We start from the raw sequence: 12368 nt of genomic DNA on the forward strand, positions 1-12368 counted from the left end.
GGTGCACCTCAAAACCCGACGCAGCAGTTGCGCTTGCGGAACAACATGAAAGAAAAGTCTTCACCGCGGACCGGATACTGCTTCCCGGCTCCCCAAAGTACCGTGGTGCGGCCGAACGGCCGGCAGCATCGTCCTTCGCCGGCGACAGCCATTGGGCTGTACAGCGTGCCATCCGGCTTGCGGCACATGCCTGAGGACGATTGCAGCGCGTCGCCGCCGCTGCACGAAAGCCCGTTGGATGCGGTCGTCGGGATCGGGTAGACGAGCTGGGTCTTGTACGCGGTCTTGTCCATCACCGGCTCGAAGTAGGGCCCGCACATGCCTTTCTGCCCGTGCCATCCCCAGGCGATGAGTTCTCGGTGCATCTTGGCCGTCAAGCGGTGAGCCAGCAGCTCGGCATTTCGCAGCCCACCCATGGCATACGGCACGTTGCCGTCGAACGGGTAGATGCCCCCCTGACAGCCACCGCACCAGAAAAGTGACTTCAGTCCGAAGCCTACCGTCGCGGAAACGCAATCGGCAGCACAAGCAGCCACCGCAATCGGATTCGCAAACAGCAGCGCATCCGGGTTCAGGAGCAGCGTGAGCTCGTCGTCATTCCAGAGAGGGTCAACCTCGGTCAGGTACACGAGATCCAGAGAACCCCGCTCCAAGCAAGGAAAGTCCGCAACCACTTGGAGCCAGTACAGGACCGGGTTCAGGTAGAAGTGCGCTTGGGCGAACGCCGAACCGGAACCGTCACTTTCGTTGGGTGTAAAGACGGTCCCGTGAGGCGCATAGACGCCCGGGTCCAAGGTCACGCCGCCGAGCGTCGGCATGCAGAACGGCTTGCGGGTCACTTCGACGAGGCGTGCAGGTTCCCAATAGCCGATCGAGAGCCCCACCGTTGGGTTCACGCCGCAGCTGCAGACTGGACTGGCCGGGTTGTCGCCGTTGTCCTCCTGGCTGCCGATGTTCATGAGCGTCATCGAGCCCAGCGTGATCGGCAGGATGCAGGACCAGCAGATGTCAGTGATGGGGTTCGGAAACTTTCCAGGGCACGTGGCGCTGGGCGCCGGCGCAGGCGCCGACTGACCATGTGAAGGCAGGCTCCCCAGCCAGAACACGACCAGGAGCAGCGATCTGATGAGCACGCGCATGCTGGTCACTGCGTCACCGCCACTTCGTCAATGCGAAGGCGCATGCCTTCTTGGGAAACGACAGCAGGCACGCCGGTGATGCCCAAACGCCTCGTCAACGTGCCGCGCTGGTCGAAATACAAGGGCACCTTCCAGGCGCGCATGAGCTCGATGTAGCTGCCGCCGACCAGGATGGGTTTGATCCGCCCGCGGTTCCTCGTGATGAGGTCTCGCGCGATGGCCTGCTGCGCCTTGTCGCGCCCGTCGAAAAAGAGAAGCTGCTTGGACAGCGGCACCACCTCCAACGGATTCTTGCGGGTGCCAGCCGGAAACAGAACACGCCCGTTCTGGTCGGTGATGTTGTGGTCCAGAGTGAACGTCGGATCGACATAGAAGGTGCGCGGGAAGCGGACTACCTTGATGCCCTCGACGGCCTGCGGATTCATGACCGACGCTGTTGCCCTCTCGCGCGCTTCCTGCTCCAGGCGGCGCAGCTCCCCGGTCTTCTCCTTGTCACGCAGCTTGGCAAGCAGCTGCTCCAGGAAATGCGGCTCGGAGATCGGGTAGACCGGCCCGATGGTGCCCAGCGTGACTGCAAAGGCGGATGAGCAACCGATGGCCGCGGCCAGGACACAGGCAGTGCGAAGCGTGGCCACGGTTCAGCCTCCAGTGCAGGCCACTGCAGAGCGCAACCGCAGCATGGCCAGCTGATCGCGCGTTGCCGCCGCGCGGATCATCGACATCAAGGTTGGATCCCCAGTGCCCGCGGCCATCGCACGCCGCAGCTCCAGCGTGCTGAGCTGCCGGCCGCATCGGGCTTGGAACGCCGACAGGTACGCTTCGGCGCCCTCGCGCGCCGGCGGAGCGACCTGGCTCAGGAGAGCCAGGTACTCGCTCATGGGAACGTCACCGCCGATCGGTGCAGCGCTTTGGGCGCCTGCGCATGCCGCAAAGGCGCAGAGCAGGCCTGCAGTGGCCGTGCGCGCGAAGGCAGGGCCTCGGCTGCGAACAATGGCACGGAGCATCACGGCGTCACCTCCTAGAAAATCGGCCGCACCTTGGCGATGACGGATCGGGCGTCCACCAACCCGCTGCTGCGGTATCGGCTGTCGAAGCTGTCCGCCGTGGTGCCCATGACGTAGAAATAGCCAGACGGAATGACGGTGGGCGCTATCGGCTCCAGTGGCCGTCGGTCGAACGCATGGGTCTTGGCCGTGCCCACGAAGGCGCCATTGACAAACACGTCCCGGCCACGGACCGAAACGCGGTCCCCAGGCATCCCGGCAACCAGCTTGAAGAAGGGTTGGTTGCGCAGACCCGGGTAGTCGGACTTGCCCGCCTCGCCGGTGAACGAGTAGACGACCAGGTCGCCACGGCTGATTGAACGCGACCCGTATTCGACGTACGCCACCCGGTAGGGGAGGCTGCCAGTCCAATTGAAAAGCACAGGCAGCCATGGCGTGCTGTCGACGAAGAGCCGCACAAGCGCCATGGTCCAGACCAGCGCGACAAGCCCGCACACCACGCGATGCCTGCGGAACTCATACGCCAACAGGACAAAGCCGCGGCGCCACCAGGCGACGAAGCCGACGGGACTGCGAAGCGCCGGGGCGCGTGCTCTCACTTTGCCGACTCCAGCTTTCGCACCAGCATCGGCGTGAGGTCAATCATGTTGGGAGCCAGGCCAGCCACCGCACTCTTGACGACAACCAGGCACCCGCAGGCCTGCGGCAACTCGTCAAGCGCCTCTGGCAGCTGGCGCGAGAACCGAGTGGCTTGCTGCATGGCCTGATCACGTTCCTGGTCCGTGGTGCTGCGGCTGAGCATCTGCGCGAACTGCGACTCCTTGCTCCGGTAGACGGCGCCCACGTCCACAACACCGATGAGCCGGGACGGCCTGACCACGAAACGGTCGTAGGCCAGCAGGCCCAGGGACATCACAGCCACCGAAATGGCCACGTGGATGACAGGCGCCCTCATACGCGGTGTCCCCGACGACGCAGCAGTTCGGTAATGGCCTCGTCGATCGAGTAGCCGGCACGCCGGAGTTCGTCCAGGGGAGCGTTGTCCTCGATCCGGTTGGAAAACAGCAGATGGCTATACGGATCGAGGATGATCCGCCCCACACCTTCTCCTACTGGAGACGAGACATAGCACTCGGCGAACACGCCAGGCTCCGTGCGCAGCGACTGGACGAGGCGCTTCTTCGCCTCGTCCATGGCGACCTTCCCAGACCGGGCCAGGAGTTCCACCGACTCGACCTTCTGCCGCAGCAGGAACATCCAGTCGCAGCAGGCCAAGGCGGCCTCCATCTGCTTGCTGCCGAAATAGTCCTCGGCCGAGTGCGTCGCCGTGACAAGCGCGCCGCCGTACTTGCGTGCCCTGCGTGCCGCCTCCTCGACGACAGCAGCCTTGATCGGATCGTCTGCGCCGATCTCGCCAAGCTGTTGCTTCAACTCGTCGATGACGAGCAGCTTCTTGCGATCCCGGGTGAGATACATCATCCCGGTGATTTGATAGAGCAGCAGGATGTTGACGACCGCATGCAGTTCAGGGCGGCGCTTGAGCTCCTCGTTCTCGATGACGATGAAATCGTTCTCGAAGTCGACGTTGTTCTTCCCTTCGAAGAACCGTGCGTACTCGCCATCCTTGCAGTAGGGCGTCAGCATGATGGCCAAGTCCCTGATGCGCTGGTCATCCTTGAGCTCGAGGTCGGCGATCGTTCCGCTCTTGCAGGCATCGCGAAGGCCGGTGATGGTCAGCTCGCGGCCGTACTCCCGGTAGAGCCGCAAGGTCAGAGTTCCGAGTGCCTTGATCTGCACCTCGCTCAGCGGGCTGCTCATCGAGCACATCTTGGCCAGCGCCGGCTTGAGCATGTCGATGTCTTCCTCGATGCCGCCCTCGGGCTGGCCATCCTCGCCGATGCCTGGCTCGGAGACGACGCTGAACGGATTGAGGTTGATGCGGGAATCAGGGCGGAACTCGATGTGGCGCCCTCCGGCCTTGTGGCACAGCTTCTCGAAACTGCGGCCCAGGTCACACATCCACACCTTGGCGCCTATGGCGCGATAGGACCATGCGAACTCGTTGAGCAGCGTTGACTTTCCCGAGCCTGGAGCGCCGATGACGCCCGCACTCGGGTTACCTAAGTCGTTGTCGTACAGGTCAAACGGCGTGAGCTGGCCGCGCCGTCCGCCAAGAATAAGAGTCGGTGTCCTTGTGCCCCTCCACTCGGCGAGCAGCGGTGCCAGGTGAACAGCGTTCGCATCCGTCTTGCGTGACACGCGCTTCATCTTGCGCATGTCGGCATGGAACTTCGGCGACAGCGTCATCGGAAGGCTCGCTATCAACGCCTGGCGATGTTGAAACGAGTCCGGATTGAGCTCGAACCCGCGGGCGCGCCAGATGGACTTGGCTGCCTCCTGGGCCTGGACGGCCTTTGACGGGTGAACGAAAAGGGCCAGCTCGTGGTAGAGGCTGACGAGGGTCCCGCCCATGTCGATGACCTCTGCCGCAGCGGACCAGTCACGCGCCTTCTTGTCGACGTCGGGCATGACGTTCGCAAGCTTGCTGCCTGCATTCTGGGTGGCGCGCATGTTGTTGGCGGTCACGGCCGTGCGCGTGCCGTTGGTGTCGAGGATGTGGACACCCATCGTGAGCAGGAACGGGCAGTTGTACTGCAGCGCTGGCTGCATCAGATCGCCGGCGAGAGCGCCCATCTGCCAAAGGAAGTAGCGTTCCGGGAAGCTCTTGATAGACAGGAAGCGAACTTCCAAGGGATCGCTTCCACCAGGCTTCCAGAGCTTCAGGCCGCTCACCTCCGGGTCCTGAATGGTGTCGTGATCAACTATCTGGTCACGAATCTCCCGCCCAGGGTCGTAGTTCACCTCGGGTACCTCGGCGCTCGTGATGAGGTCTGGGTTCACGAACGGCCGGCACCAGTTGATCAAGTCCCTGGCATCACAGACGCGGTTGGGCAGCGACGCTGCGCGCAAAGTAGTCGCCAGCCCCTCGCGAACCGAGACGATCTCCTTGCGGCGTGCGGAGTTGTGCGCGTCGCCTTGCATGGTGACGCTCGCCATAAGCCGGAAATTGCGCAGGCAGTAGTGGAAGCCGTTCGTGAGCGAATGGTGCGCTCCATCGGCGAGGAACTGGAAGCGCCGCCGCGCCATCGTGCGAAACAGGTTCTCGTTGCGGACCGGCCGGCCCCGCGCGCGCGCGTTCTCGGATTGGTCGTGGTCCTCCATGCGCATCGCCGCGTAGTCGCGCAGGATCGGGCGGACATGGGGCGAGCCGAACAGGCTGAACTGCACGCCCGTGCCGGCCGGAAGCGCGGCATAGAACGAGCGAAGCACGTCGACCATGCGTTCATCCGCGCCCGACTGGGGCATGACCTCCAGCAGGAAGCCGATCCCGTTCTTGTTCTCGAACAGCTGCTCGTGAGGGAAGTAGCTGTAGTAAGGGAGCCAGCTCGCAAACCTGTCGGCAGGAGAGTCGTCTTCGGTTTCGAGGCCGAGCAGGGTCCCCAGGCTCGGACTGCCGCGAAGGATTTGGGTCAGGAAGCCAAGACGGTTCGGGGAAAGCATGGCCGGAAGCTCCAGTTGCAGGACAGAGGACCAGGTACAGCGAAGGCTCAGTCGGACGGGCCAGGGGCCTGCTGCGGCCGCAGCGCGCGCAATGCGTCCTGCAGGCGACGCGCGTCTTCTTCGGGAGGCAGTAGCCGGGCTGCGGGCAGCCCCGCCAAGGACACCGGCGAAGCGTTCGCGCCACCGGCATTCGGCTGGGCGACTTGCGAGGCGGGATTGACAGCGCCAGCCGCCTGGGCGGACCGGTTGCGCGCACCGGCAGCTGAAGCGGTCGCTGTAGGGGCACGGGCTGACGCGAACCGCTCCCGTGCCGAGCGCTGGGCCGCATCGAGCAGCCATCGACCGTTGTCGACCTGCACGTACACGACGCTTTCGCCATTGAGATCCCGCTCACCGTCTTCCCACGGCTTGATCCACAGGCGCAGCTGGCGCGGGGCAGAGCGCAGGGGCGTGATCTCGCCCGGACGTGATCCAGCCGGGGGAACTGCAGGCGCCACGGTCGGCATCATTGCGGCCGTCCTGGAAGGCGCCGTCGCTGGCAACGTCTGGGCAGGACCGCCGCGGCGCTGCGTGTCAGCGGGAGCCTGTCCGGCCGGAGCCGACTGCTTGCGCTGCGCCGGCAGGTTGTCGTTGACGGCGTTGTAGTAGGTCCCCGAGACGGAGTCGCACCGGACACCGGGGGGCGCCTTGCAGGCGTACTCCGACGTGCCGTCAAGCCCGGTAATGCTGCCGCAGCCGCTGGCAGCCACACCAGCGGCGCCGATCCAGAGAAGAGAACGAAACAGCCGCGGCGCGCTCATGGACGGGCCTCCACGGTTGCAGCGGGCCTGGCAGCCCGTGGTGATGCGGTTGCAGCCACGGCCTGGCGGCCACTGGCTGCCGCAACGCGGGTCTCGATCTCCTCCTGGGGCGCGTAGCCTTCGGTACGAGAACCGTCCGCGTAGATCACGGTCGGGGTGCCAGCCACGCCGAGGCTGCGTGCCAGACTCGCGTTGCGGTCCAGAGGCGACTCGCACTGGGCCGCCGTGGAGGCCAGGCTGCTGCGGTCGCCCTTGGTCATCCAGTCTTGCCACGCACGGCTGCGGTCCTGGGCACACAGGACCGCCTGGGGCAACTCGCGACCGAGGAACGGAACCACAAACGTGTAGATGGTGACGTCCTTCATTTGAGCCAGCTCGGGCTCCAAGCGGCGGCAGAACTGGCATGCGGGGTCGCTGAAGACGAACAGCGAGCGCTTGCCGTTGCCCTTCACCGTCTTGATGGCGTCACCAAGTGGCAGCTTGTCGATCGCAACGGCCGCCGCTGCTGGCTGGACCGCATCTGAGGGCGAGCCGACCGGCTGTGCTGCGGCGAGCTTCGGCCCCGTCAGGTCGGTCAGCGTCACGGTGTCGATGACCCGGCCGAAAATGAAGTACCGCGGCTCTCTCTCGTTCACGAACGCCACGTTGGCGCCCATCCACACCTCGTACAGGCCTGGAACCACGCTCTGCTTCACCTCGGTGAACTTGGTGCCAGGGTGCGCCTGCTGGAGCTTGGCCATGAACCGCGTTTCAGCGGGGGTCGGTGCTGACCATGCCGCAGGCGCGCAAAGCGCAGCGGCCAGCAGTACGACGAAATGCTCATTCCTCTTCATCGCTTGCCATCCTCGTGTAGCGGTCAATCGGCTCCTCGTTCGCTGTTGCTCTTGTCGACGTTGGCCTGGCCCTGACAGGTGGCGCGTCGATGCGCACGCCCTTGGTGATGACGACATCGACCTCCCGGCCCGCGTCGACTTCAATGACGGGAAAAGTGTTCTCAGCGAGTCGGATGTAGTAGTCGGCGAGCCTTTCCATGGCGCGGCCGATGCCTGAGCCGACACCCGCTCGAAGGGCCTGAGATCCGGACGTCGTTCCCACCGCGCCCAAAGCGGAGGTGCTGTAGGTGGTGTTGGCGGACGCGAATCCCTGGCCGATGCCGCCGACGATCCCCGCACGCAGCGCGTTGGCCAGCATCTGCCCTTGCTTCGTCACGAGTCGGCCGCGGATTCCGTACTTGCCGTCCTCCCCCATCACGTTCCCTTCGATCTTGACTTCGAGCACGCCGCCGTCGTCGCGGACGCAGGACAGGGACGCCGTCCTCACCATCGCGCGCTCCGAGCTGATCTCCCCATACCCACCTGCGATGACGAAGCACTCCCGGTACTCGCCCCTGAAGCGGTTGGGAAGCACGGAGTTGTCGGAGAGGCGAATGAGGATCGGGTGCGGATTGCTCTGCGCCTGGCCGCCCGTGGGTGCATCCAGTCCGCTCAGCAAGTGCCCACGCGTGAAGCTGACCGGAAGGAAGTTGCTCAGGTTGTTCTGCGGTGCGGATGCTGCCGGCGCCGCGCTTGCCGCCGCCGCAGCGCTATCTGCAGCGTCCAGACCTCGCCCAACCGAAACCTTGACGACCGGCGGGACAAGAGGCTCGGGCGGCGCGGACGCCGTCGGCAACGCACCCCCAAGGCCGCCCAGGGGCGCGCCTGGGGAGCCAGGCGGATAGACGCCGGGGGATGTCTGCGCAGGCGCAGCAGGCGCAGGCTGAGCAGCAGGTGCTGGCGCTGGGGGCGCTGGCGCTGGCGCTGGCGCTGGAGAAGTTGACGGCGAATTGCCGAACTTGGTTTCAAGTTCAGCCAGCCGCTTGGTCAGCCGTTCCTCGGCCTCATCCCTGCGCCGGTCCTTCTCCTTGAGTCGGTCATTTTCTGCTTCGAGCGCCGCGACCCGCCGGCCAGCGCCGCCGGCCCAGGCCTCAGCATCGGTGACCTGCGACCCCGGCGTCATCACATCGAGGTTCGTGGGCTTGCTGTTGGCCGCGACCGCGTCGGGCGCCGGCGCGGGCCATGTGGAGGAGCTGCTCGCGAAGACCAGCCACAAGCACCCGAAGCAAACGCCCGCGAGACCACCCAGGGTCAGCCACTGCCTGGCCTTCGGAGACAGCGCGTCGAAGCGACTTCTGGCCCAGTCCTTGAATTTGGCCATGTTCAGCTCCCGCGGCGAATGACGTAGACGGCCGTGCTGTCGCCTGGACGCAGGTTGTGGTTCTCGACCGATACCGCGAGGACGTCATCGCCCTCGCGATCAAACTCCTGCTCAGCGAGCACCATGTCATTGCCGCTGACGTTGGTGAGGCGGTACCGCTCGCCGACATAGCCGCGGCGGGAGTACGTCCTCTCGAGGACGAACCGCGCTTCGACCCACAACGGAACTTCACGGTTGACGGACTGCATCTGCACGTCGTTGGGCAGCCGTGACGCCGTCATGGCGACCAGCATCGCCTTGAGTCCCATCACGTGTGGCGCCTGTCTGCCAGTTGAACCACCTTCTGCCCGTTCGGTCGCCGCGGCCTGGACCCCCTTGTCCCGCAGCACGATGGTTTCGGCGGGGACGTCGGAGCGGTGCAGCAGCAACGTGTACGTGCTGTACTTGGTCGAAATGAAAAGACTGATGGGCTTGCCAGCTGCCGGATCGCTTCCCTTGCCAGGAGGCCCGGAAAAGAAGGGAACCGGCCGGACGTACACCTCGCCCTTGTCGGTATCGCACTCCAGAACCACCTCGCCGGCGGGATTCACTGCAGGCGCAGCGGCAGGCGCCCCCTGCGTCGCCGTCGGTGTGGCAGGGCCGCACGTGCTGGAGTAAATGTTCCCGAACACGACAGTGATCTGCGCACCGTCAACGCGGATACGGGTCGGATCCTTCGTCGAAACGATCGCCTCGACCCGGGCACCATCCGAGACGTCCTTCTCTTGCAGCGCCAGCGCGCTGCCGGCGCTACCGAGCAGCGGCACCAGAAACAACAGCGCCGAGAGCAGGCTGCGATTGGACATTTGCGACCTCTTTGAAAACACGAAGGTGAACCCGCCCGCCCTTGAGACGGAACTGCGCGCGAAAAGTGGCCATCCGCGGTTCGCTGACGTCCACGCCGTTGACCAGGCGACGAAGCCGGCCCGTCACGAGCACGAGCTGCTGCGCTTCATCCGTGTTGAACTGCTTGATCTCGAACGACGTTGCGGCGTTGTTTTTCCTCAGCCGCTGAGCTTCGAGTTCCATGGCGGTCTTGAACTCGCCATGCATGTCGGGCTCGACATACTTCAGCAGCGTCTCCTTCTTCCAGTCAATGCTGCTGGGGGACACGTCGAGCACGAGCCAGGCGACGTACCCGGCCATCTGCTCCAGATATTCCTGGCTAGCTGACGAGCTGGTGACCCAGAAGGTACGGTTGTTGTCAGGGGGCTCCACGATGGTCCGCTCACTGCCAATCAACTTCAGGATGATGAGCAGGCTCAGGATGAGTGCGAAACCGCAGACGACAAGCGCTGTGCCCAGCATGCGCTTGTCCTTCTTCAGCAGGCGAACGTCGTCAGTACGGGCATTGGGGTCCATGGCGGGCCTCGCGCGCGATCAGCCGACCATGCGGCGAATGTGAGATGGAGGCGTGGCTCGCAGTGCCGTCAGCGGATTCGACGGCAAAGACCAATACGCCCAGTGCAGGAAGTAAGCAGGGTGCTTGTCGCTCTTGACGCGAGAGATCCAGCGGCTCACGTACAGGCCCAGCCCGGCCGCGATCACGAAGCCGAGCTTGGTGCCTGACATCCAGCCGAGGAAAAAGCCGAAGAGGGCAGGGACGGCGACGTCGACATCCCAAAGACCAATCTTCCACGCGTCGTCGAGCCGGCGCGGGATGTAGGCATCAGACTGCATCGCCATCTCCTCGTTGAAGCTGCCTGCCCGGTGCCGCGGTCAGATGGTGGCTCCCATGATGGCTCCCGCGATGGTCAATCCCACCGCGCCGAAGATCGCCAGTCCCAGATAGAAGAGCACCGGTGCAAAGTTGCGGAGTGCAGCAAGCGAGATCAGCGCGACCACGAAGCCGACGAAGCCGACAAGCGCCTTCACGCCTGGCGCCAGCGTCGCGAGTTGGGTGAGCGCGCTGACCATCGGTCCGGCGATGCCCGTGAACGCGATCAGGTCCAGCGCATGGCTGGGCATGGCCGCCAGCGCCAGCAGAAGCAGCAGAAGAAAGCTGGTGGCGGCGGCCTTCTTGTTCCTCTGCAGGATGGATGCCGAGATGGAAACCGGGGCGACGCTGTGCATGAGTGAACTCCAGTCAACAGGTGGTCAGGGCTTACGCACCGGGGACATGTCCGCCAGCGCGCGCTGCACGACGGCCTCTGGCCCAAGCTCCAGCGCTATGCGGATGCAGGCATCCGACAAGTAGCTGAGGTCAATGGCGGGGTCCGACGTGGATTTCTGAAGCTTCCGCAGCAAGGCGAAGGTTTCCCGCCGCACCAGGGTGGGTTTCCACCCCGGCCGCGGTCGGCGCCTGCCCGGAGATGCAGGGGATTCCGGCGCAAGAGCGCATTGCTGCGCGCGCTGCTCCGATTCCCCAGGAAGGAGCGAAGGCGGCTTGAGGACCGGGTGATCCATCACGCGCCTTCGCCCCAGAAGCTGACTTCAACGCGCCTGTTCAAAGAACGGCTGCTTTGGCTGTCGTTGGATGCGGTGAAGCAGCAGTTGCCCTGCGCGTCCAGTTGGACGACGCCTTGCAGCGATGGCTGTAGCTTCAGGAGAAAGTCCCGAACGGCGGCGGCGCGCGCAAGTGCCAGAGCCTTGTTCACGGCTGCGCTGCCGGAGCTGTCTGTCCGCCCAGCGACCGTGATCCGACCGGCGGACCCATATCGAGAAAGGGCTGCCTTGAGCCGAGCCTTGGCGTCGGGCGTCAGACCGGACGATCCCAAGGCAAAGGTGACGATGACCTGCGCCGGGGGCACGGCCGCCGACACACCGGTCGGGCCGCGCGCTGCCATTGCGCTCGATGCGCCTTCGAAAGCGCCAACCGAGACCATGCCTTCCTGGGCAATCGTCTTTTGCGTGACCTTGGGACATGCTGGTTCAATGCAGACGACAAACGTTGCGTCTGCACCGTATGCGACTTGAACCACTCTCTTGACCGGCGCTGTCGAGAGTTGCGGCGTCGTGCGAGCCTGTGCCGCGGGATGAACGCTCGCACATCCGGCCGTAAACAGCAGCGCGCCGGCGGCGAGGCAGGTGGTGGCCACTGTGAAAGTGGGCGTGGCGCTCACTGCGACACCTTCACGGACAGGATGAACCTGGTCGCCGCGGCAGGGCCGGCAGAAGGTGAGGTGGCAGCCATGGACGCCGGAGTGCCCTTGCGAGAGCCCGGCTGGAGCTGGCTGGCCGCACTCACGCCGGGCATCCGACGGTACACGCGCCATGCGTAGCGGCTGCGGGCCGCGGTGCAATCAGCGCCTTTCAGCTGCGTGCATGCCGCGTTGTAGGCGCCCACGGCTTCCCACGTCGGGCCATAAGCCTTGATCTTCTCGGCGAGGATGGACGCGCCCACGTCGATGCTCACGCAGGGGTCATAGAGCGACTTCTCGGTGATGCCCTTCGCGGCGAGGCGGGACAGGTTGCCGCTGTTGATCTGCATGAGGCCGATGTCATACGTCCCGGTGCGATTGCGATGCCCGTTGTTGACCGCGTCAGGCCGCAGGTCGGACTCAGCGCTGGCGACCGCGTACAGCAGCGACGCGGGCACACCGTGGCGCTGTGCGGCTTCGTTCCAGCATGCTTGGCACGCAACAGGCAGAAGAGCCACCGCGAAGCCCAGGTGCTTGAGCAAGTTAGCGCGC

At 64.9% G+C, this 12368-nt stretch carries 15 protein-coding genes; all 15 read right to left on the minus strand.

Features of this window, described 5'->3' with window-relative positions:
• Positions 1–8: 8 nt before the first annotated feature.
• Positions 9–1139 (minus strand): TraU family protein, encoded by a 1131-nt coding sequence (locus tag FJ694_RS01855; RefSeq protein WP_157263893.1) that lies wholly within the window; start codon positions 1137–1139, stop codon positions 9–11.
• Between the two features lie 5 nt (positions 1140–1144).
• Positions 1145–1774, minus strand: a complete 630-nt coding sequence (gene traW, locus FJ694_RS01860; RefSeq protein ID WP_157263895.1) for a type-F conjugative transfer system protein TraW — start codon at positions 1772–1774, stop codon at positions 1145–1147.
• A gap of 3 nt (positions 1775–1777) precedes the next feature.
• Entirely contained in the window at positions 1778–2017 is a 240-nt protein-coding gene (locus tag FJ694_RS01865; RefSeq protein ID WP_157263897.1) for a hypothetical protein, read from the minus strand.
• Between the two features lie 140 nt (positions 2018–2157).
• On the minus strand, positions 2158–2742 hold the full coding sequence (gene traF / locus FJ694_RS01870) for a conjugative transfer signal peptidase TraF (RefSeq protein ID WP_232539855.1): 585 nt from the start codon (positions 2740–2742) through the stop codon (positions 2158–2160).
• Positions 2739–3056, minus strand: a complete 318-nt coding sequence (locus tag FJ694_RS01875; protein ID WP_232539856.1) for a hypothetical protein — start codon at positions 3054–3056, stop codon at positions 2739–2741. The genes traF and FJ694_RS01875 overlap by 4 nt, the downstream gene beginning before the upstream one ends.
• A 38-nt stretch (positions 3057–3094) precedes the next feature.
• Positions 3095–5704, minus strand: coding sequence for a type IV secretion system protein TraC (gene traC / locus FJ694_RS01880; protein ID WP_157263901.1), 2610 nt, complete (start codon positions 5702–5704; stop codon positions 3095–3097).
• A gap of 47 nt (positions 5705–5751) precedes the next feature.
• Positions 5752–6504, minus strand: coding sequence for a TraV family lipoprotein (locus tag FJ694_RS01885; RefSeq protein ID WP_157263903.1), 753 nt, complete (start codon positions 6502–6504; stop codon positions 5752–5754).
• A complete protein-coding gene (locus FJ694_RS01890) occupies positions 6501–7337 on the minus strand; it encodes a DsbC family protein (RefSeq protein WP_157263905.1) in 837 nt (278 codons plus the stop codon). The genes FJ694_RS01885 and FJ694_RS01890 overlap by 4 nt, the downstream gene beginning before the upstream one ends.
• Positions 7324–8697 carry a TraB/VirB10 family protein gene (locus FJ694_RS01895; RefSeq protein ID WP_157263907.1) on the minus strand — a complete coding sequence of 458 codons (1374 nt, stop codon included), beginning with the start codon at positions 8695–8697 and terminating at the stop codon, positions 7324–7326. Before FJ694_RS01895 ends, FJ694_RS01890 begins: the two co-directional genes overlap by 14 nt.
• Positions 8698–8699: 2 nt before the next feature.
• Complete coding sequence (locus FJ694_RS01900) at positions 8700–9542, minus strand: type-F conjugative transfer system secretin TraK (protein WP_157263909.1); 843 nt, start codon at positions 9540–9542, stop codon at positions 8700–8702.
• Positions 9487–10098, minus strand: a complete 612-nt coding sequence (traE, locus tag FJ694_RS01905) for a type IV conjugative transfer system protein TraE (protein ID WP_157263911.1) — start codon at positions 10096–10098, stop codon at positions 9487–9489. Before traE ends, FJ694_RS01900 begins: the two co-directional genes overlap by 56 nt.
• An 18-nt stretch (positions 10099–10116) precedes the next feature.
• Entirely contained in the window at positions 10117–10416 is a 300-nt protein-coding gene (traL, locus tag FJ694_RS01910; RefSeq protein ID WP_157263913.1) for a type IV conjugative transfer system protein TraL, read from the minus strand.
• 39 nt (positions 10417–10455) lie between these two features.
• Entirely contained in the window at positions 10456–10809 is a 354-nt protein-coding gene (locus tag FJ694_RS01915) for a hypothetical protein (RefSeq protein ID WP_232539857.1), read from the minus strand.
• A 332-nt stretch (positions 10810–11141) separates the two neighbouring features.
• Positions 11142–11798 (minus strand): OmpA family protein, encoded by a 657-nt coding sequence (locus tag FJ694_RS01920; protein ID WP_157263915.1) that lies wholly within the window; start codon positions 11796–11798, stop codon positions 11142–11144.
• Positions 11795–12358: a lytic transglycosylase domain-containing protein gene (locus FJ694_RS01925; RefSeq protein ID WP_157263917.1), complete on the minus strand. Its 564-nt coding sequence runs from the start codon at positions 12356–12358 to the stop codon at positions 11795–11797. Before FJ694_RS01925 ends, FJ694_RS01920 begins: the two co-directional genes overlap by 4 nt.
• Positions 12359–12368: the final 10 nt, after the last annotated feature.

Origin of the sequence: Azohydromonas aeria, assembly GCF_009760915.1 — a bacterium.
Lineage (GTDB): Bacteria > Pseudomonadota > Gammaproteobacteria > Burkholderiales > Burkholderiaceae_C > Azohydromonas > Azohydromonas aeria.

Excerpts from the sequence above, each read along its gene's own strand:
- FJ694_RS01875 (WP_232539856.1), bottom strand. The coding sequence starts at position 3,056 with ATGTCCCTGGGCCTGCTGGCCTACGACCGTTTCGTGGTCAGGCCGTCC.
- FJ694_RS01885 (WP_157263903.1), bottom strand. The coding sequence starts at position 6,504 with ATGAGCGCGCCGCGGCTGTTTCGTTCTCTTCTCTGGATCGGCGCCGCT.
- FJ694_RS01915 (WP_232539857.1), bottom strand. The coding sequence starts at position 10,809 with ATGCACAGCGTCGCCCCGGTTTCCATCTCGGCATCCATCCTGCAGAGG.
- FJ694_RS01855 (WP_157263893.1), bottom strand. The coding sequence starts at position 1,139 with ATGCGCGTGCTCATCAGATCGCTGCTCCTGGTCGTGTTCTGGCTGGGG.
- traC (WP_157263901.1), bottom strand. The coding sequence starts at position 5,704 with ATGCTTTCCCCGAACCGTCTTGGCTTCCTGACCCAAATCCTTCGCGGC.
- FJ694_RS01900 (WP_157263909.1), bottom strand. The coding sequence starts at position 9,542 with ATGTCCAATCGCAGCCTGCTCTCGGCGCTGTTGTTTCTGGTGCCGCTG.
- FJ694_RS01890 (WP_157263905.1), bottom strand. The coding sequence starts at position 7,337 with ATGAAGAGGAATGAGCATTTCGTCGTACTGCTGGCCGCTGCGCTTTGC.
- FJ694_RS01865 (WP_157263897.1), bottom strand. The coding sequence starts at position 2,017 with ATGAGCGAGTACCTGGCTCTCCTGAGCCAGGTCGCTCCGCCGGCGCGC.
- FJ694_RS01895 (WP_157263907.1), bottom strand. The coding sequence starts at position 8,697 with ATGGCCAAATTCAAGGACTGGGCCAGAAGTCGCTTCGACGCGCTGTCT.
- traE (WP_157263911.1), bottom strand. The coding sequence starts at position 10,098 with ATGGACCCCAATGCCCGTACTGACGACGTTCGCCTGCTGAAGAAGGAC.
- traL (WP_157263913.1), bottom strand. The coding sequence starts at position 10,416 with ATGCAGTCTGATGCCTACATCCCGCGCCGGCTCGACGACGCGTGGAAG.